Genomic DNA, 23,159 nt, shown 5'->3' on the forward strand with positions numbered 1-23,159 from the left:
CGCCCGGTTCACCGCACCACCCCGACGCTCCGGTCCGCCATGCGGCGCCCTGGAGCGTCGGCGTGCGTGGCGCGCACCGATCGCGTCACGAATTTCTTTCCGGCAGCGCTCCATCCATGAAAAAAGCCCTCGTCATCGCCCCCAACTGGATCGGCGACGCCCTGATGGCGCAGCCGCTCTTCGCGCTCATGAAAGCGCGCCATCCGCGCCTGCAGATCGACGCTCTCTCCCCTAAATGGGTGGCGCCGGTGCTGGCGCGCATGCCCGAGATCCACCAGGTTTTCCCCAGCGAACTGGCGCACGGCAAGCTGCAGCTCTCGGCGCGGCTGATGTTCGCCCAGCAGCTCAAGAACGAAGGCTACGACGCGGCCTACGTGCTGCCCAATTCGCTCAAGTCGGCGCTGATTCCCTGGCTGGCCGGCATCCCGCTGCGGGTGGGCTATCGCGGCGAAGCACGCTTCGGCCTGCTCAATATCCGCCACGCCAACCCGCCGCGCGACCACCGCCCGCCCATGGTCGAGCATTACGCCCGCCTGGCGCTCAAGCCCGGCGCACGCCTGCCCGAAGACCTGGCCGAGCCGCGCCTGCGCATCGACCCGGTGCGCATGGCCAAGACCGCGGAGCGCTTCGGCATTGCCCCGCAGACACGCCTGATCGCCTTTTGCCCAGGCGCGGAGTTCGGCCCGGCCAAGCGCTGGCCGGCGGCGCACTTCGCGGAACTGGCGCAGATGCTCAAGCGCTCGTTCCCGTATGCGCAGATCATCACACTCGGTTCGCCCAAGGATGCCGAGATCGCCGACGAGATCGTCAAGGGCGCGCCCTTCGTGCGCAATCTCTGCGGCCAGACCTCGCTCGACGATGCCGTCGACCTGCTGGCGATGTCCGAGGGCGCGGTGTGCAACGACTCCGGACTGATGCACGTCACCGCGGCGCTGAACCGGCCACAGGTGGCGGTGTTCGGCTCCAGTGACCCGCGCCACACGCCCCCGCTGTCACAGGCTGCGAGTATCATGTGGCTGCAGCTCGAATGCAGTCCGTGCTTCAAACGCGAGTGCCCCCTCGGTCACCTGCGCTGCCTGAAGGACATCGAGCCCGAAATGGTGTTTGTGGAGCTGCGCAAGCTCCTGCACCGGGCCTGAAGCGCTGACCCGCCGTTCGCGATCATCCGGCCAACGAATCCCTGAGCCCAGTCCACCATGCCTCGTTTTGCCCGCCTGTTCGATTCCGCCGAAGACATAGTCGAAGCCTTTCGCGAGGCCATGAAGCTGCGCGATGCGGACGGCGCGCTGCGCCTGTGGCTGGATGAGGACTCGGTTACCTGCGTGATGCCCGATGGCCAGCGCCTGATCGGCCACGAGCACCTGCGCCAGGCCTTCGCGCAATTGCTGGCGCTGCAACCGGTGCTGATCGACGTGATCGAGGCCAGCAGCCATACCTCCATGGGTGTCGCCATCTTCGACGTGACCGAAGCCTTGCGCTTTGGCGACGACCGCGTCGAAGCCGACCTCTACGTGCACACCACCTATGTGCTGATGCAGAACCACGAAGGCTGGCGGCTGGCACATATCCATTGCAGCCCGGCCAATGCCAGCCAGGTGGCCGCCGTCAGCACGGCGCCGGGCCAGGCCCTGCATTAGCACCGGGCGCGGCGTCACGATCCGGCAGCCCCGCCTGCGCGTTTCCAGCATTCCAGGCATGAGCCAGCTTCCGCCATCGCACCGCCGGCCCGCCGGGACGGCCCCGGCCACTCCGGTCGATAGCCACGCCGCTTCCTCGTTCGGCGGCGGCCGCCGCATGCCGTGGTGGCTCTCCGGCGGACATGCCCAGACCATCATCCCGGCGCGCTTCACGCAGCGCCCCCCAAGCGTCGCCTTCAAGCGCGAGCGCTGGACCGCGCCTGACGACGACTTCGTCGACCTCGACTGGACCACGCATCCGGTGACGCCCGGCACCCCGCTGCTGGTGATGTTCCACGGCCTGGAAGGCGACTCCGGCAGCCACTACGCGCAGGCCATGATGCATGCGCTGACGGCGCGCGGGTGGCAGGGCGTGATCCCGCACTTTCGCGGCTGCTCGGGCGAGCTGAACCTGGCGCCGCGCTTCTATCACTCCGGCGATTCGGCGGAGATCCGCTGGATCCTGGAACGGCTGCACCGGCAATACTGCGGCAACGGGCGCAAGCTGCTGGCGGTCGGCATTTCGCTGGGCGGCAATGCTCTGCTGCGCCTGCTGGGCGAACAGGGCAGCGGCGCGGGCTTCGTCAGCGCCGCGGCATCGGTGTCGGCGCCGCTGGACCTGGCCGCCGGCGGCGCGGCGCTGTCGCAGGGCTTCAACATGCTCTACACGCGCATGTTCCTGCAAACCCTGAAGCGCAAGTCGCTGGCCAAGCTGGAGCAGTATCCCAGCCTGTTCGACCGTGAAGCCATGCTCGCCAGCCGCGACCTGTACGACTTCGACAATGTGGTCACGGCGCCCCTGCATGGCTTTCGCGACACCGACGATTACTGGGCGCGCGCGTCCAGCAAGCCGGTGCTCGGCGGGATCGCCGTGCCCACGCTGGTGCTCAACGCCCGCAACGATCCTTTCCTGCCGGCGCGCCACCTGCCGGGACCGGCCGACGTCAGCCCGCAAGTCTGGCTGGAACAACCCGAGCACGGTGGTCACGTCGGTTTCATGACACCGCGCGAAGATGTCCTGCGCCTGCTGCCGGTGCTGCCCTATGCCGGGCACATCGAGTGGCTGCCAGCGCGCATCCTGCGGTTTTTCGACACTGTGGCGTGAAGCGCGGGCGCCCTGCGCACATGGATGGCGAGCGGGTGGCAAACCCGGGCCGACCGCCCGCGCCACGCCACCTGAATCAATGCGAGCGGGATGCGCTTCATGATCGACATGGATGATCCCGCAAGGAGACAGCGACAATGGATGACACCGTCAAGCAAGCAATGGCCCGCTGGCCGAATGTCCCCAACTGCTACGGCTGGCTGGCGCTGGACCGGCGCGGGCAATGGCGCATGCGCAACGAGTACGCCCAGCAGCACGGCCTGTCCGGCGACCCGATCCGGCATGACGCCCTGATCGCGTTCATCGAACGCAACTACCAGCACGACGAGCGCGGCGCCTGGTACTTCCAGAACGGTCCGCAGCGCGTGTTCGTGTCGCTGGCCTACGCGCCCTGGATCGTGCGCTTGCACCAGGGCCAGTTGCAAACCACGTCGCAGCGCGCCTTCACGCTGCGCGCCTGCCTTGCCGACGAGCACGGCAACGTGATACTGGCCGGCGAGATCGATGGTGTCCTGCAGGCCGCGCTGCTGCACGACCATGACCTCGATGCCTTCAGCAGTGCCTGCACCTGGCACGGCGAGGCGTGCGGCGGCAATCTCGGCGTGTTTCATTTCGACGGCACCGACGTGCCGATCGAGCCGATCACGCAGGACGAGGTGCCGGCGCGCTACGGCTTCGTGCGCCAGCCGCAGCCGCCCGCGGGCGAACAGGCCCCCTGAGCGGAAGCGGCGGTCGCCGGTCGGGATGGCGGCCACGGGTGGTCGTCAGTTAGGGATGCCCTTGCTGTCCTGCTTTTCCTCGCGGAACTGGCGCTCCAGCTGGTGCAGCCGCGCATCGACTTCCGACAGCGTGTAGAAATCGCCATCGCCCGCCTTGCGCGCGATCTGCAGTTGCTCGATCGCGGCCTGGTAGGATCCATCGACCGCATACTTCTCCGCCAGCGCCTGGTGTTGCTGCACGCGCCGGCCCTGATCGGCATAGGCTCGCGCCAGCATGTCCCACCACTCGGAGCGCGCGGTTTCCTCGCGCGTGCGCTCGCGCAGGAAGGCCACCGCCTGGTCGGTGCGGCCGGCGCCGAGCAAGGTCGCGGCATAGCTCATCGCTACCGCGTGCGACAGCGGAAACGCCTTCATCGACGCCACAGCCTGGTTCAGCGCCTCCTGCTGCCGGCCCTGCGCGCGCGCCAGTTCGATCGACATCACGTCGAGCATGGCGCTGCCGGAAGTGGCGCCGGGAATATTGCCATACAGCCGGCGGGCCTGGGCCAGCGACTGCTCCGCGGCAGCGTTGCGGCCCAGCCGCTGTTCGGCGAATGCAATGCCGTAATACAGCGCCGGCAAGCGCGTCGGCGACGCGGCCGCCAGCTGCGACTGCAGCGCCGCGCGCGCATTCTGCAGGTCGCTTGGCGTGGTTTCCTGGATGATGCGGGCGCGCATGCGCGCGAACTCGTACTCCGGCGTGCTCGGCACATGGCGCACCGCCACATGGCTGACGCGGTCCTGCATGTCGGCGATCCGCTCCGAGGTGAGCGGGTGGGTGCGCACGTAAGCCGGCACGGAACTCTCCGAGATGCCCATCACCCTTTGCAGCCGCTTGAAGAAATCAGGCATGCCCTGCGGGTCGAAGCCGGCGGCGGTCATGATCTGGAAACCTACCCGGTCTGCCTCGCGCTCGGCCCCGCGCGAGAACGACAGCTGGTTGGACACCGCCGCCGCCTGCCCGCCCACGGCCAGCGCCGCGGCCGCGTCGCCGCTCTTGGTGGCCGCCAGCCCCGCGAGCACCATCGATGCCAGCGCGATCCACATCGACTGGTCTTGCCTGGTAATGCCGCGCGCGATATGCCGCTGCATCACGTGGCCGATTTCGTGGCCCAGTACCGAGGCCAGCTCGGATTCGGTATCCGACTGCACCAGCAAGCCGGTGTGCACGCCGACGTACCCGCCGGGCAGCGCGAAGGCATTGATGGTGCGGTCGCGCACCGCGAACAGCTCGAAGCCGGTGGCGAAGGTCCCGACACCGTTGGAGCCGGAGATGTTCTGCCGGCGCGCCGCCTGCACCAGGCGATAGCCGAGCGCGTTCAGGTAATCGGCCAGCAGCGGATCGGTCACATAGTCGGGGTCGCGCCGGATGTCGCGCATGATGCGGTCGCCCAGGCGCTTTTCCATATCGGGCGTCAGCGATGCCGTGGACGGGTCTCCCAGGTCGGGCAACTGCACGCCGTTGGTCTCCACCACCGTGGTGTTGCTGCGCAGCCCGAAGTCGGATTTCTGCCCCGCCTTGACGCTGCGGTTCAGGTTGTCGTAGACCTGGTCGCTGCCGCTGCTGTCCGTACCGCTGGTAGCGGCTGCGGCGGTGCGCGCGGGATCGTTCAGCAACTGGCGCTGCTGGGGCCAGGCGGGCAACGCCATCGTCAGCGCCACCAGCGCCGCGATCGAACGGCGCGCAACCCGCCCCGGTTTCGCGGGCACGCGCGGCGGTGCGGCGTCGGGATCGGCATGGCGCACGAGGCCCATGCGAGACTTGAGGCGCGCCTGTCGGGCGGGCGAGGAGAGCGCTCCGGCGAGCGTTTGGTTCTTGCGCATGTTGCTATGATAGCGGCCTCCGGAAGCCATTCCCACCGGGCATCGCCCGGTCTTGCCACGCCCCGCCCCCGCAAACGCGGCAAGCGCCTCCGCCACGCATTTCTCTCGACTTTCGCAGGTCCACGCCATGAGCCAGCTCACCCATTTCGATTCCGCCGGACAAGCCCATATGGTCGACGTCGGCGCCAAGGCACATAGCCACCGCGTGGCCGTCGCCACCGGCACCATCGCCATGCTCCCCGACACCTTCGCACTGGTGCGCGACGGTACCGCCAGGAAGGGCGATGTGCTCGGCATTGCCCGCGTCGCCGCCATCATGGCCACCAAGCGCACGTCCGACCTGATCCCGCTATGCCACCCGATCTCGCTCACCAAGGTGGCGGTGGACTACGCGCTGGACGAAGCCAGCGCCACCATCCGCTGCACTGTGCGCACCGAGACGCACGGGCAGACCGGCGTGGAGATGGAAGCACTGACCGGCGTGCAGGTGGCGCTGCTGACTATTTACGACATGTGCAAGGCGGTGGATCGGGGGATGGTGATGGGGGACGTGAAGTTGCTGGAGAAGCATGGGGGGAAGTCGGGGGACTGGGTGGCGGGCGACAGCTAAGTAAATGTTTTATAAGCCTTTAGCTTGACGCTTTTTTCACCCGCACTCCCCGCGGAGTGACGAAAAATCGATCTTGCCCAAATTCTTTAGACGTTCGATGGCTATCGAACTCGAAGCAACCTACTTGGAAAAAATGCTCGTACACCACTGCGACTCACAAGGGGTGCCGTCACCATCACCGTCCATCGCAGTGTTTGGACAGTTTTTCAGGAAATACGTAGCCTCTTTGCAAGAGGTCATTTGAGAACAATGCGTCCGTCCATCACACTGAAATAAGCTAGACGCCGCGGCGGTTGGGGCTTGAACCGAGTCAGTGGCCAATGTCTCGGACGCGCCGAACTTCGGAGCGACATACTTGTATCCGGTGGCAATGACGATGGCAACAGCGATGAATCCAGCCAGACGGCGACCGAATGATGTTCCTTGGCGCACTGGCGCTTGTGTACGACTTCGGTGTGGCACAGCCGGATTGCCCCCCGGCCGTTGAACTGCTATTGCTCTTGGTTAAGACGATTCGCGCCAAATGGCGATCACACGGCGGGCAAATGAAGTTGCCCAACCGGATCGAACCGGCAGCCGTATCCGGCCATCGCAGCCTGACGATGCTGAATCGGTATTACCCCAACTGGCTGAAGATACAGTCGTCCAAAGCGGTGCGGAGACCGTCGCTTCCGTCCGGATCATCTGCACTCACCCGCAAGTGCCCCATCCGCATCACCGCCGCCCCACCTTTCTTACCATCCATGACACACACTTACGCCTGAGCCGCTTCCGCTGTAACAAGCGTAACGCCGCATTTCGCCAGCAGGCGGCGCCACGCCACATACGGCAAATTGGTATTCAATGCAGTTTAGGGGACGCAAACGCCCCCCTCGCGGGATCTCGTTCCGCGTCGATCCAAGGTGAGCAACATGAACGGGCGTAGGGTTGGCCAGCTTTTGCTGGTGTTGGCGGCGCTGGGCGCGAGCGGGACGGTCCTGGCAGGCGGTGGCGGCGGACACGGCGGCGGTGGCGGACACGGCGGCGGCTGGCATGGGGGCGGCGGTGGCGGCTGGCATGGCGGTGGAGGCTGGCATGGGGGCGGTGGTTGGCATGGTGGCTGGCACGGGAGCGTAGGCGTCGTCATCGGTCCCGGCTGGGGATATGGATATGGATGGGGCTACCCCTACCCTTATTACTATCCCCCCGGCTATTACTATCCGCCCGACGTAGTGGGCGTGCCGACCTCGCCGCCGCAATACATCGAGCAGGGCCAGGACGGAAGCTTTGAGATGGACAGCGGTGGTTTCGTGCCACCAGCGCCCCAACAGCAACCGCAGCCGCAGCAACAGGCGTACTGGTATCACTGCACCAGGCCGGATGGCTACTACCCGTATGTCAAGGCCTGCCCCGGCGGCTGGCGGAAGGTCCCGGCGCAACCACCCGCCTAGCGCCTGGAGCGCGTTTCCAATGACTACGGCGCGCAGTGACGCTGCGCGCGATGTTTCGATGAACGAGGTATCGAGGTGGCGACATGAGAGCCCTTAACCATTCCAGCCGGCCCAGCTTGCCTGGACTCCCGGTCCTGCTGGGCCTGCCGCTGGCGGCACTGGTACTGGCCGGCTGTGCCGTAATGCCCAGCGGCCCCAGCGTGATGGTGCTCCCCGGAACCGGCAAGAGCTTCAATCAGTTCCGGGCCGACGACAACACCTGCCGCCAATTCGCCTTCGGCCAGGTGGGCGGCGTGACCGCCAACCAGGCGGCAACCACCAGCGCGGTAGGCAGCGCCGCGGTCGGCACGGCGTTGGGTGCTGCCGCTGGCGCAGCGTTCAACGGCGGCAGCGGTGCGGCAGTGGGCGCGGGCGTCGGCCTGCTCACCGGCGCGGCAGTCGGCACGAGCAATGCCCAATACGCGGGCTATGGCAGCCAGCGCCGCTACGACGCTGCCTATGTGCAGTGCATGTACGCCAGCGGTCATCGGGTGCCGGTCTACGGCAATATGGCGGCGGCCCCGCGGCCGGCCGCGCCGACCTACTACTATCCGCCGCCGCCACCGGGCTATTACCCGCCGCAGTAACCCTGCGATCTCCGCCCCGCGGCGTTGAGGCGAGGCTGGCTCGGGGCGGGCTTATGGCGATTTGCCCTTGCTGCGCGCCCTGATCCAGTCGCAGAAGTCGCGCGGCCGCGCCACCGGGTCCACCTCGGCACAAGCATGGGCCAAGTCGGCGAACTGGTTTGCCTCGTCGCCGAGATAATAGAAATGCAAGCGTTCCAGCCACGCACGGCCCTGGACCGGGTCACCGCTCAAGGCCAGCAGCCAAGCGGTGCGGGCAATCAGCGTGGGCGTGGGCAGCAGGTGAAGGGCGGCGATATGCGGCGGCAGCAACTGCGCCGCGTTCTCCGGCGTGATCGTGGCATCCTCCGCCGCTTCCGCTGCGGCGGCCTGGCGGAACCAGAAGCGCGGCATCGGCAGCGCCGCACGGCGCTCCGCGCGCGCATATTCGCGCGCTTCGGCACGCCGGTAGTCCTGCCACATGGTGGCGAGGAGGGCTGCCGCCACGCCGATGAACGCCACGCCGGCCAGCACGGCAAGCCAACGCGGCGCGCGCATGCGGCAGAAGCCCGATGGCTCCAGCCATCCCAGCATGAAGCAGAACGGCAACATGAAATACAGGTAGTGCAGCGGGTACTCCAGCATCGAATGCGCACACAGCATGGCCAGCCATGTGAGCACCAGCACCGTCCGCGCGCGCTCTGGCCCGTCGCCGCGCCACAGGCGCCGGTGCGCCACGCGCCACAGCCAGGCCAGCAATGAGAGCACGACGCCAGCGGTACCGACCAGTCCCGTCTTCGCCAGCAGGTCCAGCAACGCGTTGTGGGCATGCAGCGACATTTCCACTGTCACGCCGACTTGCGCCATCTGCTGGAACTGCGCCCAGCCGAACTCGCCCCAGCTCACCCCCAGCCAGGGATGCGAGCGAAACATCGCCCACGCATGGGACCACAGCGCCCCGCGTGCCGATACCTGGTTGGACGCCTGCAGCTGCGCCACCGTATCGAACAGCCGCCAGTCGAAGACCTGCCCCGCGCTCTTGATCAGCGGCTGCAGCATCAGCAACAGCACCACCATCGCCACCGCGGCAAACACCAGCCCGGCCGGCCGGCTCATCGGGTTGCGGCCGGCATGGCGCGGACGCTGCATCGCACCCGGCTCGCCCTGCCCCGCCCCGCGCGCCATCAAGGCGGCGACCAACGCATAGGCCGCGGCCAGGCCGACATGCAGGATACCGGTGCGCGAGCCCGACAGCACGATGCCGCTCTCCAGCAGCAGCACCGCCGCCAGCCAGGCCGGCGCCCGCAGCCAGCCGCGCGCTGCCAGCCATACGCCAGCCGCGAGGGCCAGGCCCTCGACTGTGGCCTGGTGGTTGGGCTGGTTGAGGTTGCCCCACAGGCGGCGGTTGTCGTCGTAGAAGTAGGTGGAAACCATCCCGAGGGTGTCAGGCTCCAGACCGAAGACCTGGATCCATTGCGCCAGCGTGCCAAGCAATCCGGCTATCAGCCAGGCAATGGCGAGCGCATCGGTCATCGCCTGGCGCTCGGGCGGCGACGCGGCCCTGCCCTGCCGCCACGCTGCCCACATCACCGCGGCGGCGAGCGCCAGCACGAGCTCGGTGATCAGCCGGCTGCCCGACAGGTCGACCATGCCGGTCAGCCCTTGCGCAATGCCGGTGGCGATCAGCCAGAGGGGAAAGAGGACGATCCAGGGAAACCGGGCGGGCGTGGCCTGGCAAGCGGGCCCCTGGGCTTGCCGGTTTGCCGTGATGGCCAGCGCGATGACGGCCAGGGCGAACAACAATGCCGAGGCCCATTCGCCGTAGAAGGTGGCTAGCGGGAGCGTGTGCCGGGAGACCAGCAGCGGCACGATCAGCGCGACAGCGAGGGAACTGGAGGATATGGCTGACCGGGAGGGCAGCATGCGGGATGCCTTGTTATGCCTTGTTATGCCTGGTTGGCAAAAGGCGGATGATAGCTCGGGGAGCAGGCAATGAAAAAGCGCCCGAAGGCGCTTTTTCATTGCGGGCCCGGACTGGCGTCCGTCAGGCCGGCTGTACCGACCGTCTCTGCAGCAGCTTGCCCACCACTACCACCAGTGCCGCGCCGATTGCGCCAAACACCAAGTGTGCATGCGGCACGTGCATCTCGAACCACGCAGCGTCCACCGGATCGCTCACCAGCATCTCGCCCGCCAGGTAGCCCAGCAGCGCCGCGCCCAGCACGATGATGATGGGGAAGCGGTCCATGACCTTGAGCAGGATGGTGCTGCCGAACACGATCAGCGGAATCGACAGGCCCAGGCCCAGGATCAGCAGCATCAGCTGGCTGCCTTCCGGTCCCTTCTGCGCCGCGGCGGCCACGGCCACCACGTTGTCGAGCGACATCACCAGGTCGGCAATCAGGATGGTGCGGACCGCGGCCCAGATGTTGTCCTTGGCGTCGTGGCCGTCCTCGTCGTCTTCACCGGTCAGCAGCTGCACGCCGATGTAGACCAGCAGCAAGGCGCCGACGATCTTCAGGTACGGCAGGCTGAGCAACTTGACCGCGGCGACCGTCAATACCACCCGCATGATGATGGCGGCGGCGCTGCCCCAGAAGATTGCCTTCTTCTGCTGCGCGGGCGGGAGGTTGCGGGAGGCCAGTGCGATCACCACGGCGTTGTCGCCGGAAAGCACGATGTTGGTCAGGATGATGGATCCCAACGCGATCCAAAACGCAGTGGAGGACAGCAGTTCCACGGTAAAGCTCCTCGAGTTTCTAATTTATGATTCGAACGCCACGTATGTACCGATTGCCATCGGCATCTACGGAATTTCGGATGTCTGAGATTTCAGACATGAAGATTTACCGTATCAAGCTTTCGATTGGGTTTCAATCGGCATATCGCACGCCTCCGGAGTTACCCTAGGTGATTGGCACTCCAGAACGACATGCCCCCGCACGAAGGCGGGGGCATCGAGGTCCGATGTGCGGTTGCGGCCATGCACCCGCACCGGTACCGGCAAGCCATTCCCGCCCCTGGGGGAGGGAAAGCCGCTGTTCGGTATTACAGGATCGACTTGAGCAAGCGAGCCATTTCCGACGGATTCTTGGTGACCTTGATACCGCAGGCTTCCATGATTTCCAGCTTGGCTTGCGCCGTGTCGGCACCGCCCGAGATCAGCGCGCCGGCGTGGCCCATGCGCTTGCCCGGAGGCGCGGTCACGCCAGCGATGAAGCCAACCACCGGCTTCTTCATGTTTTCCTTGATCCAGTAAGCCGCGTTGGCTTCATCCGGACCACCGATTTCGCCGATCATGACCACGGCGTCCGTTTCGGGATCGTCGTTGAACATCTTCATGATGTCGATGTGCTTCAGGCCGTTGATGGGGTCGCCACCAATGCCCACGGCCGACGACTGGCCCATGCCCAGCGCGGTCAGCTGGCCCACTGCTTCATAGGTCAGCGTGCCCGAGCGCGACACCACGCCGATACGGCCCTTGCGGTGGATGTGGCCCGGCATGATGCCGATCTTGATTTCGTCAGGCGTGATCAGGCCCGGGCAGTTGGGTCCGAGCAGCAAGGTCTTCTTGTTGCCCTTCACCATCTTGTCCTTGAGCTCCATCATGTCGCGCACGGGGATGCCTTCGGTGATGCAGACCACCAGGTCCAGGTCAGCGTCGACGGCTTCCCAGATGGCGGCAGCGGCGCCGGCGGGCGGCACGTAGATCACGGAAACGGTAGCGCCGGTCGATGCCTTGGCATCCTTGACGCTGGCGTAGATGGGAATGCCTTCGAAGTCTTCGCCGGCTTTCTTCGGGTTCACGCCGGCAACGAAGCAGTTCTTGCCGTTGGCGTAGTCGCGGCAGCCACGGGTGTGGAACTGGCCGGTCTTGCCGGTGATGCCCTGGGTGATGACCTTGGTGTCTTTATTGATCAGAATCGACATGCTGTAATCCTTTGCTTGGCTCAAAGCAGCGCGCGAAGGCCTGGCCCCGGCGCGCTGCTGGCGTTCGTGTTCGCGTCTGGCTTACTTGCCCGCGGCGGCAGCCACGACCTTCTGGGCGGCTTCTTCCATGGTGTCGGCCGCGATGATGGGCAGGCCCGAGTCGGCCAGCATCTGCTTGCCGATCTCTTCGTTGGTACCCTTCATGCGCACCACCAGGGGCACGGACAGCGACACGGCCTTGGATGCAGCGATCACGCCTTCGGCGATCACGTCGCAACGCATGATGCCGCCGAAGATGTTGACCAGGATGGCCTTCAGGTTCGGGTTCTTCAACATCAGCTTGAAGGCTTCGGTGACCTTCTCGGTGGTGGCACCGCCGCCCACGTCCAGGAAGTTGGCCGGCTCGCCGCCGAACAGCTTGATGGTGTCCATGGTGGCCATGGCCAGGCCGGCGCCGTTCACCAGGCAGCCGATGTTGCCGTCCAGCGAGATGTAGGCCAGGTCGAACTTCGAAGCTTCGATTTCAGCCGGATCTTCTTCGTCCAGGTCGCGGTAGGCGACGATTTCCGGATGACGGAACAGGGCGTTGGAGTCGAAGTTGAACTTGGCGTCCAGCGCGATCACCTTGCCGTCGCCGGTCAGGATCAGCGGGTTGATTTCAGCCAGCGATGCGTCGGTGTCCCAGAACGCCTTGTACAGGCCTTGCAGGGCCTGGCGGGCTTGGGGAACGCTTGCGTCGGGCACGCCGATCTTGCGGGCGATGTCGTCGGCGTCAGCGTCGAGCAGGCCAGCGGACGGATCGATGATCAGCGTGTGGATCTTTTCCGGGCTGTGGGCAGCGACTTCCTCGATGTCCATGCCGCCTTCGCTGGAAGCCATCAGGGCCACCTTTTGCGAGACGCGGTCGACGACCAGGCTGACGTACAGTTCCTTCTTGATGTCAGCGCCTTCTTCGACCAGCAGGCGGTTGACCTTCTTGCCTTCCGGGCCGGTCTGGTGCGTGACCAGGGTCATGCCCAGAATATTGCTGGCGTAGGTCTTGACCTCGTCGATGCTCTTGGCCACCTTCACGCCGCCGCCCTTGCCGCGGCCGCCCGCGTGGATCTGCGCCTTGACGACCCATACCGGGCCGCCCAGTTGTTCAGCAGCCTTCAGGGCCTCTTCGACCGAGAACGCGGGGATGCCGCGCGGAACCGGCACATTGTATTTGCGCAGGATTTCCTTGCCTTGGTACTCATGGATATTCATGCGTGTTTCCTTTCGGGTAGGCGTAAAAGTGGAGATGGAATCTCGGCGGATGGCCGGCCGGCCTGGCTTAGCCGGAGGTGCCGGTTGGCCTGCGGGACATAGCGCCGCCAGCGGTGGCGGCGAGCGCCTCCGCGGGTTGCGCCGCCGGGGTCGAAGACCCTTCGGTCTTGATCCTCGGCTTTGGCTGGTGACCATACCAGCGCGGGTAAAACTGACGCACCACCTCGCCTTCGAAATGCAGGGCATGGCAGCCGTGCAACTGGTAAGGCGGTTCAGGATTGGTGTCTTCGGTGCCGCCGTCGCGGATCTTGAACACGTCGCCGGCGAAGGCCTGGATCGCGGTGGTCGGCAGCACGCCGGCCAGCTCGGTCAGGTGGGTGCAGCCCAACACGCCGGACAGCCGTTCTTTCACGGCCTTGCGGAAACCCTTCATCAGGTTCAGGCCGATCAGCTTGCGGTAGGCCGGGCCGATGGTGTCGCACTGGCCCGGATACGGTACCCAGTCGGAACAGGCATCGGCGTCCACCACGTTCATGCGCACATCAACGGTAATGCGCAGCCACAAATCGTGCAGCGGCTCGCCCACGGGGCGCACGCCACCACCGGCAAGCTCGATCTCGCGGGGCTTGGTGTCGGTCAGGCGCGCTTCGATATCCCATAGGCCATCGTCCCTAAGGTACGCCTCGGCCATGATGGCGCGACGGTGACGCAGGGTGCGATTGACGGGCGGGGAAAGCGGCATAACACCAGGCAGGAGCGGGAAAAAGGACGGCCAAGCCAGAGGCTGGGCCAGAAAACCGCAGAATTTTAACATGCCGGCCAACTTTGGCCGGGAACAAACTGCGCGCGGGGCTGTTGTCGGGGATTGTCGGGTGACGGACAGGTACTGTGGACAGGGAAAATGCGCGCAAGCACAAGACTGAACCGCTGCCCGAATCACATGCGGACGGCGCCGAATACGCCACCGAATACGCCTACTGCCGAATCAGGTATGCGCACCGCGCCGGTGCAGGACATCGTGGCGGCATCACTTTGGGCGGAAATCCGGCAGGGTTGGTCAGCCGCATCGATTGCTCAGTCGTGTCAGTCGTGTCAGTCGGCGCCATCCAGCCATTCGTCCGCGCCCTTGATCACCTGGCTCACCACCGAGCGGGAAAAACCGCGCGCCACCAGGAAGCGGATCTGCCTGGCCCGCTCCTCGGGCGTGGCGGGCGGCGCGCCGAAGCGCTTTTGCCATACCGCCCGGCCGCGCTCCAGTTCGGAGCCGCGCAGGCGCTCCTGCAGACCGGCGAGCTGCTCGCCGCCGAGCTGGTGGGTGCGGGCTTCCTGCATGACGCGGGCGGCGCCATAGCGGCTGGCGCGCCGGTGCACCAGGCTGTCGACGAAGCGCTCGTTGGACAGCCAGTTCTCGCGCTCCAGCGCATCCAGCAGTTGCTCCAGGGCCTCGGGCGATTCGGCGTGCGGGGCCAGCTTGCGTGCCAGCTCCGCCCGGCTGTGCTCGCGCCGCGACAGGTAGCCTACGGCGCGGGCCTTGAGGGAAAGAGGGGGACGAGTGGCCATGAAAAGAGCGTTTGAAATGCGCGTCAAGAACGCAAACCGGGGCGGCCCGCGTCGCTGCGCGTGCCGCCCCGGCGGGGTTCGCGGCCGGGAACGTCCCGGCCGGCGAAGTTCAGGCCTCGACGGTGGCCACGGCGGCAGCCGGCGTGCCGTTCATCAGCACCACGCCCAGCGATTCACGCACCTTGTTCTCGATCTCGTCGGCGATATCGGGATTCTCGCGCAGGTATTCACGCGCGTTGTCCTTGCCCTGGCCGATCTTCTCGCCCTTGTAGCTGTACCAGGCGCCGGACTTCTCGACAACCTTGGCGTCCACGCCCAGGTCGATGATTTCGCCCTGGCGCGAGATGCCCTGTCCGTAGAGGATGTCGAAGAAGGCTTCGCGGAACGGCGGCGACACCTTGTTCTTGACCACCTTGACCTTGGTCTCGTTGCCGATCACCTCATCGCCCTTCTTGATCGAGCCGATGCGGCGGATATCCAGGCGCACCGAAGCGTAGAACTTCAGCGCATTGCCACCGGTGGTGGTTTCGGGCGAACCGAACATCACGCCGATCTTCATGCGGATCTGGTTGATGAAGATCACCAGGCAGTTGGTGCGCTTGATGGTGCCGGTCAGCTTGCGCAGCGCCTGGCTCATCAGGCGGGCCTGCAGGCCGGGCAGGGAATCGCCCATTTCGCCTTCGATTTCGGCCTTGGGCACCAGGGCCGCCACCGAGTCGATCACGATCAGGTCGACCGAGCCCGAGCGCACCAGCGCGTCGGTGATTTCCAGTGCCTGCTCGCCGGTGTCCGGCTGGGAGATCAGCAGTTCGCCCACGGCCACGCCGAGCTTGGAGGCGTAGTTGACGTCGAGCGCGTGCTCGGCATCGATAAAGGCGCAGGTACCGCCCAGCTTCTGCATCTCGGCCACGACCTGCAGCGTCAGCGTGGTCTTGCCCGAGGATTCCGGACCGTAGATTTCCACCACCCGGCCGCGCGGCAGGCCGCCGACGCCCAGTGCGATGTCCAGGCCCAGCGAGCCGGTGGACACGACCTGGATATCCTGCTCGACCTCGGCATCGCCCAATTTCATGATCGAGCCCTTGCCGAACTGCTTCTCGATCTGGGCCAGCGCGGCCGCCAGCGCCTTCTGCTTTTCGGCGCTTACGCCAGCACTCGCCTTCTTGCCGTCATCCATGGTCGTCCTTCCGTCAATGGTGTATAAATAGGCCGCATGTGGCGCGCTGCCCTCTTTTGCTGGCAACCGCCCGGCCCGCGCCGCACTGCGAACTCCTGATGACGATGAACCTGGCAGCAGGGGCAAACATTGGGGCGAACGTTCGGTAAAAAACAAGTACAAGATCTGTAAAGCCCGGCTTGCATCGACTTGGCATCGAAGACAAATCGAATGCGACCGGCATAAGCGAGTACTGTATAAAAAAACAGTATGCTTGGCAAGCCCCGTCCGCGCCCATTTGATGGAAAGGGGCGACAAAGCCGGGCCAGGGTGGAGACAACCATGCGTATTCTGATCGCCGAAGATGACGATGTGCTGGCAGACGGCCTGACGCGCTCGCTACGTCACTCCGGCTATGCCGTCGACCATGTTGCCAGTGGGGTTGAAGCCGACTCTGCGCTGTCGACCCAGGCCTTCGACCTGCTGATCCTCGATCTCGGCCTGCCGCGCATGCCGGGGCTGGAAGTGCTCAAGCGGCTGCGCGCGCGCGGCGCCATGCTGCCGGTGCTGATCCTGACCGCCGCCGACGGCGTGGACGAGCGCGTCAAGGGCCTGGACCTGGGCGCCGACGACTACATGGCCAAGCCTTTCGCCCTGTCCGAACTGGAAGCGCGCGTGCGCGCGCTGGTGCGGCGCGGCACCGGCGGCGGCGCCACGCTGACCCACCACGGTCCGCTGGCCTTCGACCAGGTCGGCCGCATTGCCTACCTGAACGAGCAGATGCTGGATCTTTCGGCGCGCGAGGTGGGACTGCTGGAGATCCTGCTCACCCGCACCGGGCGGCTGGTATCGAAGGAGCAACTGGTCGACCACCTGTGCGAATGGGGCGAGGAGGTCAGCAACAACGCCATCGAAGTCTATGTGCACCGGCTGCGCAAGAAGATCGAGGTGGGCGGCATCCGCATTGCCACGGTGCGCGGGCTGGGCTATTGCCTGGAGAAATTCCAGGCCGCCGTGGCGCACGACCAGGAGCGCCATTAGCATCGGCGTTGGCATTAGAATCGGAATCAGCGTCAGCACTACCGTGCTTTATTGCCCTGCTTCATTGCCCTGCGGCGACATCGCCAAGCCCTGCCTCTCCTTTTCCCCATGACCCTGCTGCGACTGCTCCGGCGGCGCCAGCGGGCCGCGCAGCCCGCGCCCACCGCCTCCGCGCCCCCCGCGCCCGACGAGATTGTCAGCGACGAAACGCTGGCCGCCGCCTTGCCTCACCTCGAAGACAGCGCCGGCCACCCGTCGCCGCGCTCGCTGTTCGGCGAGATCCTGGACTGGATGCTGGCGCCGCTGCTGCTGCTGTGGCCGATGAGCATTGCCGTGACCTACCTGGTGGCCAAATCGATCGCCAATGGCCCCTTCGACCGCTCGCTGGAAGCCAGCGCCATCGTGCTCTCGCAGCAGGTGCGCGAGGTCAACGGGCGCGTCACGCTGCAGCTGCCACTGTCCGCGCGCGAGATCCTGCGCGCCGATGAAACCGACAACATCTATTACCAGGTGGTGGGCACGCACGGCGAATTCGTCGCCGGCGACAACGACATGCCGCTGCCCGGCGACGACGACCGCGGCCACGCCGGCCTGGTCTCGCTGCGCAACGACCGCATCGCGGGCAACGATGTGCGCGTGGCCTATACCTATGTCGATCTCAAGCAGGGCGGCGACGCGCAGCCGGTGCTGGTGCAGGTGGGCGAAACCCTCGACAAGCGCGCGCGGCTGGCCAACGAAATCATCAAGGGCCTGATCCTCCCGCAATTCGTGATCCTGCCGCTCGCGGTGGTGCTGGTGTGGTTCGGCCTCACGCGCGGGCTGGCACCGCTGACGTCCATCCAGCAGCGCATCCGCGCACGCAATCCCGGCGACACCAGCCCCATCGAGGAACACGCCGCGCCGCAGGAAATCACGCCGCTGGTGGCATCGTTCAATGACCTGCTGGCGCGCCTGGATGTCTCGGTCCAGACACAGAAGCGCTTTATCGCCGATGCCGCCCACCAGATGAAAACGCCGCTGGCCGGGCTGCGCATGCAGGCCGAACTGGCGCAACGCGAGCAATCGCCCGAGGAGCTGCGCAAATCGCTGGCACAGATTGCCGGCAGTTCCGAGCGTGCCGCCCACCTGGTGACGCAGCTGCTGTCGCTCGCGCGCATGGAGAACCCGGCCGGGGCCGGCAGCATGGCCCCGCTGGACCTGGCCGCGCTGGCGCGCGACGTGGTCAAGGACTGGTTGCCGCAAGCCTGGGCGCGCCGCATCGACCTGGGCGTGGATGCCGGCGAGCACCCGGTGATGGTGCAAGGCAATCGCCTGATGCTCACCGAGATGCTCAACAACCTGATCGACAACGCCATCCGCTACACGCCCGCGGATGGCCACGCCACCGTGCGCGTCAGCGCCGATGCGTTCGAGCCTTTCGCGTATATCGAAGTGGAAGACACCGGTCCCGGCATCCCCGTGGCCGAGCGCGAGCGCGTGATGGAGCGGTTCTACCGTGTACTCGGCACCAAGACCCAGGGCAGCGGCCTGGGCCTGGCCATCGTGCGCGAGATCGTGCAGCAGCATGGCGGCGACGTCAGCATCCTCGACCACGTCTACCAGGCGGAGCCGCGCCTGGCCGGCGCCTGCTTCCGCGTTACGCTGCGCCGCCCTTCCCCCTGGAGCCGGCATGAATGATCCCGACCACACGCGCGGTGGGCGCGACCAGGCTGAGCAGTCCGAACGGCGCGCCTGGCATCGCAACCTGCGCTGGATCGCCGCGCTGCTGTCGATCTGGTTCGTGGTCACCTTCGTCGTGGCCTGGTTCGCCCGCGATCTGCGCTTCGATTTCTTCGGCTGGCCCTTCTCGTTCTGGGTCGGCGCGCAAGGCGCGCTGGTCGTCTACGTTCTGATGGCGGCGCTCTACGCCTGGCGCATGAACCGCGAGGACGACGACGATGCCGACGAACGTGCCGCGCTCGCCCGGCGCCATGACGATGCTGCATAGCAAGAAATGCAGGGGCGCCGCTTAGCGCTGGTTCCTCCGCGATTTTCCGCGACCGGGCGCGTCGCGGCGCAGCAAGGCCGGATCCGTTTTTGCCTAGCGTATACCCCGAGCATTTAGCAGCGTACGGCGCCGGAATTGTCAGAACGCAGTAAGTTTCACCACCCACAATCCATTGCAACTTCGGAGGCGATGGTGCGCCCGCGACAGCGCGAGCGTGCCAGTGGTCCCCCGGAAAGTTCCGAACACAAACGGAGGAGACAATGGCTAACGCACAGAACGTGGCAATGCCCGGACGCACAAACCAGGGCTCGGCGATGACGCCCGAAGAGAGGAAGGTGATTTTTGCTTCCTCGCTCGGCACGGTATTCGAGTGGTACGACTTTTACCTTTACGGTTCGCTGGCGGCCATTATCGCCAAGCAGTTCTTTTCCGGCCTCGATCCAACCGCCGCCTTCATCTTCGCGCTGCTGGCCTTTGCCGCGGGCTTTGTGGTGCGGCCGTTCGGCGCGCTGGTGTTCGGCCGCCTGGGCGACATGATCGGGCGCAAGTACACCTTCCTGGTGACCATCCTGATCATGGGCGCGTCCACCTTCATCGTGGGCCTGCTGCCCAGCTACGCCACCATCGGCTGGGCCGCCCCGATCATCCTGATCGCGCTGCGCATGCTGCAGGGCCTCGCGCTCGGCGGCGAGTACGGCGGTGCCGCCACCTATGTGGCCGAGCACGCGCCGCACGGCAAGCGCGGCGCCTACACGGCATGGATCCAGACCACCGCCACGCTCGGCCTGTTCCTGTCGCTGATCGTGATCCTGCTGTGCCGCAACCTGACCGGTCCGAACTTCGACACCTGGGGCTGGCGCATTCCGTTCCTGGTCTCGATCGCGCTGCTCGCCGTGTCGGTGTATATCCGCCTGTCGATGAGCGAATCGCCCGCCTTCCAGAAGATGAAGGCCGAGGGCAAGACCTCCAAGGCTCCGCTGACCGAGTCGTTCGGCCAGTGGCGCAACCTGAAGATCGTGATCCTGGCGCTGGTCGGCCTGACCGCCGGCCAGGCCGTGGTCTGGTACACGGGCCAGTTCTACTCGCTGTTCTTCCTGACCCAGGTGCTGAAGGTCGACGCCACCACCGCCAACCTGCTGATCGCGGGCGCCCTGGTGATCGGCACGCCCTTCTTCATCTTCTTCGGCTCGCTGTCGGACAAGATCGGCCGCAAGTGGATCATCCTGGCCGGCTGCGCGCTGGCGATGCTGACCTACTTCCCGCTGTTCAAGGCCCTGACCCACTACGCCAACCCGGCCCTGGAGCGTGCCCAGCAAACCGCGCAGATCGTGGTGACCGCGGACCCGAAGCAATGCTCCTTCCAGGGCAGCCCGATCGCCCGCGAGATCGATTTCCGCAGCTCCTGCGATATCGTCAAGCGGACCCTGGCGCAAGCCTCGGCCAGCTATGAAGTGGTGGAAGCCCCTGCCGGCACCGTAGCCTCGGTGAAGATCGGCGACAAGGAGATTGCCTCCTTAAACGCCACCCTGGTACCGGCGGGCCACAGCTTCGACGACGCCAGCAAGAAGCAGATCGCGGCGTTCAAGAAGCAGGTGGGCGATTCGATGGCCGCGGCCGGCTACCCGACCAAGGCGGACCCGGCGCAAATGAACACCATCATGGTGCTGGTGCTCCTGGTCATCCTGGTGATCTACGTGACCATGGTGTACGGCCCGATCGCCGCGATGCTGGTGGAGATGTTCCCGACCCGGATCCGCTACACCTCGATGTCGCTGCCGTATCACGTCGGCAATGGCTGGTTCGGCGGCCTGCTGCCCACCATCTCCTTCGCGCTGGTGGCGCAGAACGGCAACATCTACTACGGGCTCTGGTATCCGATCATCATCGCCGGCGTCACCCTGGTCATCGGAGCGCTGTTCATCCGCGAAACCAAGGATGTGGATATCTACGCCAACGACTGATCCGGTAATCAATCGCTCTACGCGGCGGACCTCGCGGTCCGCCGCTTTTTTTTCGGGTTGCGGGAAAGGCGGCTTGTGCCCCCCTCGAAGTTTTCCAGGAGGGGGTGTTGACAGGTCCGAAACGGCATGTATAATTGCGGTCTTCGTTGGCGAATTAGCTCAGTCGGTTAGAGCGACGGAATCATAATCCGCAGGTCCGGGGTTCGAATCCCTGATTCGCCACCAGTATTTCTGTAGGAAATCAGTACTTGCCAGCCCCTTCAGGTCTCGGACCTGAAGGGGCTTTGGTTTTGGCCCTCCCGAAGTCTCAGCGATGACCCCGAAGGCGCCATCCAGCACAAGCTGGCTACCCCCGCCCTCGCCTCTCAAACGTCTCGTCACCCCTCCACGCCAAGAAACTGCGCTTCACGGTAACTTCGACTCCGCCCAGGAGTCGGACCACCTTTGAACCGTCTTCGGCCGTTACCGACTCCACCCCGGGCGGCCATCCTTGCTTCCAAATCAGTTCGGTTAAGCTCGACATAGCTGCCGCCTCACTTCTATGGTATGCCTAGCAGGGCGACGGCTTTTGCCCGGACTTCGGCCAGTTCCGCAGAAGACACCTTACCCTTGTGATTCGCCCTTCGCACGACCCAATCGACACTCTTCACCCGGTCAGCCAGCGCCGCGCTAGGTTTGTCGCCAGCAATCGACACCTCGAATGGATAGCCCTTGATCTGGGTAGTCATGGGGCAGCAGAGCATCAGGCCTGTTTTGCCGTTGTACGCAGCCGGACTGAGAACGAGGGCAGGCCGATGCCCGGCTTGTTCGTGGCCGGCTTGCGGGTCGAAATGCAGCCATACAATGTCGCCGGCCTCGGGCACGTAGCGGCGCACCACTAGAACGCCTCCTTGCCAACTGCGGGGCCGAAACTAGCCTCGGCGTGCAAGTTGTCCGGCGTAATGCCGGCCAGCAATTGCGTAGCGGCTCAATGACAATGCGCCCACCTTCCTCGCGCACGTCCACGGTATCGTCCAAGCTCAAGCTTGCGGCTTCCATGATGGCGGCAGGAATGCGCACCGACGCGCTGTTGCCCCACTTCTTCACGATGACTCGCATGTGAGCCACCTCCGTATCATCAATGTTGATACACGAATCCCAACGGCGCCTTCCATTCTCGTGTGCGGCGTGTGTCAAGATCCTATGAGGCATCCAGGCGGTCGGCGAACCGAGGCCTAAAACGAGCGTGCCGAGCCTTGTTCACAGGAGAGCATCATGCGTATAGATCAGGCATACCCGACGCATTCCGAAGCGGTCATGCTGGCGGTGTCACGGGAGCTGGCCGGCAGCAAGTGGAAGGTTGCGCTGCATGATGGCCGGCGCAAGCAGCACGTCCACATTGGGGATTAGCACAGGCAGGGTACTCCTGTACTGCCGCAGGGTCATCGCTTCAGATCCCGGTAGAAATTCTCATGTGGGCCGACCGCTTCCAGGTACACGAGCCGAAGACCATCATCAACGGTGTATCCAAGCAGAAACATCTGACCGTGGCTGTGGAACTTGTAAACATACAGATCAGCCAAGTCGCCCTTCTTTCGCTCCCCGGCAGCAGGCGTAGTCGCGACGACTGCTACCGCGTCGTCTACGTCAGCGGCGACGTTCTCGTGGAGCTTCTTGTATTGCCTCGCAAAGCGCCGCGTCTGCCTCACCTCATACGTCATGCGCGGCGGCCTCGCGGCACAAACGGCGTCGCGTGCTCGCGTGGCTCAGCCAGCGAGATCAACGACTCCGCAATGAATGACGCAGGCAGATCCGGGTTGTCCAACGCAGCACGACCGACCTTGGCCCAGAATTCGATCTGGCCCGCAATCGACCGGTGTTCCGCCGAAGCGTCAGCTTTCGCCTGCTCGTACAGTTCGTCATCAATTCGCACTGGCATGCCCATAAACCCTCCTTTACTACAATTGTAGTAAGTCTAGTGTAGCAGCCGGAGCATCGGGAGCCAAGGCGCACGGATGGTCAATTGGGTGGGTGGCGTCAAATGACGAATTCAATGGCTTCGCGCAAGCTGCATTGAGGGACCTCCGGGTAGGGTGAAACATGATCTAGCTCAGCATGTGCAAGCAGGGAGTTGACAGTCTCCAAAGAGTGCCCTTTGGCATCGGGGCAAAGCGGGTTCGTCGCGCCGGATGGCACCCGCTCACCGCACTACAGCGACCAGCTCGCACTCTATACGGGCTTCGGCCGCAAGCCGTTGCGCCTGGAGGCGGACGAGGTCGCGCGACATACGCG

At 65.2% G+C, this 23,159-nt stretch carries 24 protein-coding genes, 1 tRNA gene and 1 pseudogene; 13 read left to right on the forward strand and 13 right to left on the reverse strand.

Features of this window, described 5'->3' with window-relative positions; all coding sequences use genetic code 11:
- Nucleotides 1-116: 116 nt before the first annotated feature.
- The 4 genes from waaF to AC1DQ3_RS10235 all read left to right on the forward strand — a co-directional run bounded on the left by waaF (nucleotide 117) and on the right by AC1DQ3_RS10235 (nucleotide 3,500).
- A complete protein-coding gene (gene waaF / locus AC1DQ3_RS10220; protein ID WP_477120075.1) occupies nucleotides 117-1,139 on the forward strand; it encodes a lipopolysaccharide heptosyltransferase II in 1,023 nt (340 codons plus the stop codon).
- A gap of 57 nt (nucleotides 1,140-1,196) precedes the next feature.
- Nucleotides 1,197-1,637: a YybH family protein gene (locus AC1DQ3_RS10225; protein WP_477120076.1), complete on the forward strand. Its 441-nt coding sequence runs from the start codon at nucleotides 1,197-1,199 to the stop codon at nucleotides 1,635-1,637.
- Nucleotides 1,638-1,695: 58 nt separating this feature from the next.
- On the forward strand, nucleotides 1,696-2,781 hold the full coding sequence (locus AC1DQ3_RS10230) for a YheT family hydrolase (protein WP_477120077.1): 1,086 nt from the start codon (nucleotides 1,696-1,698) through the stop codon (nucleotides 2,779-2,781).
- 137 nt (nucleotides 2,782-2,918) lie between these two features.
- Nucleotides 2,919-3,500, forward strand: coding sequence for a DUF2946 family protein (locus AC1DQ3_RS10235; protein ID WP_477120078.1), 582 nt, complete (start codon nucleotides 2,919-2,921; stop codon nucleotides 3,498-3,500).
- A 45-nt stretch (nucleotides 3,501-3,545) separates the two neighbouring features.
- On the opposite strand, the gene AC1DQ3_RS10240 is transcribed toward AC1DQ3_RS10235, so the two are convergent.
- On the reverse strand, nucleotides 3,546-5,363 hold the full coding sequence (locus AC1DQ3_RS10240) for a M48 family metallopeptidase (protein ID WP_477120079.1): 1,818 nt from the start codon (nucleotides 5,361-5,363) through the stop codon (nucleotides 3,546-3,548).
- A gap of 127 nt (nucleotides 5,364-5,490) precedes the next feature.
- On the opposite strand from AC1DQ3_RS10240, the gene moaC reads away from it, so the two are divergent.
- Nucleotides 5,491-5,973, forward strand: a complete 483-nt coding sequence (gene moaC / locus AC1DQ3_RS10245) for a cyclic pyranopterin monophosphate synthase MoaC (RefSeq protein ID WP_477120080.1) — start codon at nucleotides 5,491-5,493, stop codon at nucleotides 5,971-5,973.
- Between the two features lie 120 nt (nucleotides 5,974-6,093).
- Here the strand turns inward: moaC and AC1DQ3_RS10250 are convergent, their stop codons facing one another.
- The gene (locus AC1DQ3_RS10250) at nucleotides 6,094-6,435 is read right to left on the reverse strand and encodes an excalibur calcium-binding domain-containing protein (RefSeq protein WP_477120081.1); all 342 of its coding nucleotides are present in this window, start codon (nucleotides 6,433-6,435) and stop codon (nucleotides 6,094-6,096) included.
- Between the two features lie 449 nt (nucleotides 6,436-6,884).
- Between AC1DQ3_RS10250 and AC1DQ3_RS10255 the strand changes: the two genes are divergently transcribed.
- Nucleotides 6,885-7,403: a hypothetical protein gene (locus AC1DQ3_RS10255; RefSeq protein WP_477120082.1), complete on the forward strand. Its 519-nt coding sequence runs from the start codon at nucleotides 6,885-6,887 to the stop codon at nucleotides 7,401-7,403.
- Between the two features lie 83 nt (nucleotides 7,404-7,486).
- Nucleotides 7,487-8,029: a YMGG-like glycine zipper-containing protein gene (locus AC1DQ3_RS10260; RefSeq protein ID WP_477120083.1), complete on the forward strand. Its 543-nt coding sequence runs from the start codon at nucleotides 7,487-7,489 to the stop codon at nucleotides 8,027-8,029.
- 51 nt (nucleotides 8,030-8,080) lie between these two features.
- Here AC1DQ3_RS10260 and AC1DQ3_RS10265 read toward each other — a convergent pair whose 3' ends face one another.
- From AC1DQ3_RS10265 to recA, 7 genes are all read right to left on the reverse strand, one after another.
- Nucleotides 8,081-9,928 carry a PglL family O-oligosaccharyltransferase gene (locus AC1DQ3_RS10265; RefSeq protein ID WP_477120084.1) on the reverse strand — a complete coding sequence of 616 codons (1,848 nt, stop codon included), beginning with the start codon at nucleotides 9,926-9,928 and terminating at the stop codon, nucleotides 8,081-8,083.
- A gap of 121 nt (nucleotides 9,929-10,049) precedes the next feature.
- Nucleotides 10,050-10,745: a TerC family protein gene (locus AC1DQ3_RS10270; protein ID WP_477120085.1), complete on the reverse strand. Its 696-nt coding sequence runs from the start codon at nucleotides 10,743-10,745 to the stop codon at nucleotides 10,050-10,052.
- A gap of 308 nt (nucleotides 10,746-11,053) precedes the next feature.
- On the reverse strand, nucleotides 11,054-11,935 hold the full coding sequence (gene sucD, locus AC1DQ3_RS10275; RefSeq protein WP_035869320.1) for a succinate--CoA ligase subunit alpha: 882 nt from the start codon (nucleotides 11,933-11,935) through the stop codon (nucleotides 11,054-11,056).
- Nucleotides 11,936-12,016: 81 nt separating this feature from the next.
- On the reverse strand, nucleotides 12,017-13,183 hold the full coding sequence (gene sucC / locus AC1DQ3_RS10280; protein WP_477120086.1) for an ADP-forming succinate--CoA ligase subunit beta: 1,167 nt from the start codon (nucleotides 13,181-13,183) through the stop codon (nucleotides 12,017-12,019).
- Nucleotides 13,184-13,250: 67 nt separating this feature from the next.
- Nucleotides 13,251-13,925, reverse strand: coding sequence for a DUF2889 domain-containing protein (locus AC1DQ3_RS10285; protein WP_477120087.1), 675 nt, complete (start codon nucleotides 13,923-13,925; stop codon nucleotides 13,251-13,253).
- Nucleotides 13,926-14,275: 350 nt separating this feature from the next.
- Nucleotides 14,276-14,743 carry a recombination regulator RecX gene (gene recX / locus AC1DQ3_RS10290; protein WP_477120088.1) on the reverse strand — a complete coding sequence of 156 codons (468 nt, stop codon included), beginning with the start codon at nucleotides 14,741-14,743 and terminating at the stop codon, nucleotides 14,276-14,278.
- A 109-nt stretch (nucleotides 14,744-14,852) separates the two neighbouring features.
- The gene (gene recA, locus AC1DQ3_RS10295) at nucleotides 14,853-15,920 is read right to left on the reverse strand and encodes a recombinase RecA (protein WP_477120089.1); all 1,068 of its coding nucleotides are present in this window, start codon (nucleotides 15,918-15,920) and stop codon (nucleotides 14,853-14,855) included.
- A 321-nt stretch (nucleotides 15,921-16,241) separates the two neighbouring features.
- Here recA and AC1DQ3_RS10300 point away from each other — a divergent pair, with 321 nt between their 5' ends.
- The 5 genes from AC1DQ3_RS10300 (at nucleotide 16,242) to AC1DQ3_RS10320 (ending at nucleotide 21,113) form a co-directional block, all read left to right on the forward strand.
- Nucleotides 16,242-16,940, forward strand: coding sequence for a response regulator (locus tag AC1DQ3_RS10300; protein ID WP_477120090.1), 699 nt, complete (start codon nucleotides 16,242-16,244; stop codon nucleotides 16,938-16,940).
- A 108-nt stretch (nucleotides 16,941-17,048) separates the two neighbouring features.
- A complete protein-coding gene (locus AC1DQ3_RS10305; protein WP_477120091.1) occupies nucleotides 17,049-18,617 on the forward strand; it encodes a sensor histidine kinase N-terminal domain-containing protein in 1,569 nt (522 codons plus the stop codon).
- Nucleotides 18,610-18,927, forward strand: a complete 318-nt coding sequence (locus AC1DQ3_RS10310; RefSeq protein ID WP_477120092.1) for a DUF4212 domain-containing protein — start codon at nucleotides 18,610-18,612, stop codon at nucleotides 18,925-18,927. The genes AC1DQ3_RS10305 and AC1DQ3_RS10310 overlap by 8 nt, the downstream gene beginning before the upstream one ends.
- A gap of 260 nt (nucleotides 18,928-19,187) precedes the next feature.
- Entirely contained in the window at nucleotides 19,188-20,888 is a 1,701-nt protein-coding gene (locus AC1DQ3_RS10315) for an MFS transporter (RefSeq protein ID WP_477120093.1), read from the forward strand.
- A 148-nt stretch (nucleotides 20,889-21,036) separates the two neighbouring features.
- Nucleotides 21,037-21,113 (forward strand) — tRNA-Met (locus AC1DQ3_RS10320).
- Nucleotides 21,114-21,427: 314 nt separating this feature from the next.
- Here AC1DQ3_RS10320 and mazF read toward each other — a convergent pair.
- Nucleotides 21,428-21,766: an endoribonuclease MazF gene (gene mazF / locus AC1DQ3_RS10325; protein ID WP_477120094.1), complete on the reverse strand. Its 339-nt coding sequence runs from the start codon at nucleotides 21,764-21,766 to the stop codon at nucleotides 21,428-21,430.
- A gap of 139 nt (nucleotides 21,767-21,905) precedes the next feature.
- A pseudogene (locus AC1DQ3_RS10330) lies at nucleotides 21,906-22,079 on the reverse strand (AbrB/MazE/SpoVT family DNA-binding domain-containing protein); the annotation flags it as partial.
- 63 nt (nucleotides 22,080-22,142) lie between these two features.
- Between AC1DQ3_RS10330 and AC1DQ3_RS10335 the strand changes: the two are divergent.
- The gene (locus AC1DQ3_RS10335) at nucleotides 22,143-22,277 is read left to right on the forward strand and encodes a hypothetical protein (RefSeq protein WP_477120095.1); all 135 of its coding nucleotides are present in this window, start codon (nucleotides 22,143-22,145) and stop codon (nucleotides 22,275-22,277) included.
- A gap of 32 nt (nucleotides 22,278-22,309) precedes the next feature.
- Here the strand turns inward: AC1DQ3_RS10335 and AC1DQ3_RS10340 are convergent, their stop codons facing one another.
- Together AC1DQ3_RS10340 and AC1DQ3_RS10345 are read right to left on the reverse strand one after the other, a co-directional pair.
- Nucleotides 22,310-22,588: a type II toxin-antitoxin system RelE/ParE family toxin gene (locus AC1DQ3_RS10340; protein ID WP_477120096.1), complete on the reverse strand. Its 279-nt coding sequence runs from the start codon at nucleotides 22,586-22,588 to the stop codon at nucleotides 22,310-22,312.
- Complete coding sequence (locus AC1DQ3_RS10345; protein ID WP_477120097.1) at nucleotides 22,585-22,812, reverse strand: ParD-like family protein; 228 nt, start codon at nucleotides 22,810-22,812, stop codon at nucleotides 22,585-22,587. Before AC1DQ3_RS10345 ends, AC1DQ3_RS10340 begins: the two co-directional genes overlap by 4 nt.
- Between the last annotated feature and the right edge of the window lie 347 nt (nucleotides 22,813-23,159).

This window comes from Cupriavidus sp. 01T418, assembly GCF_056398885.1.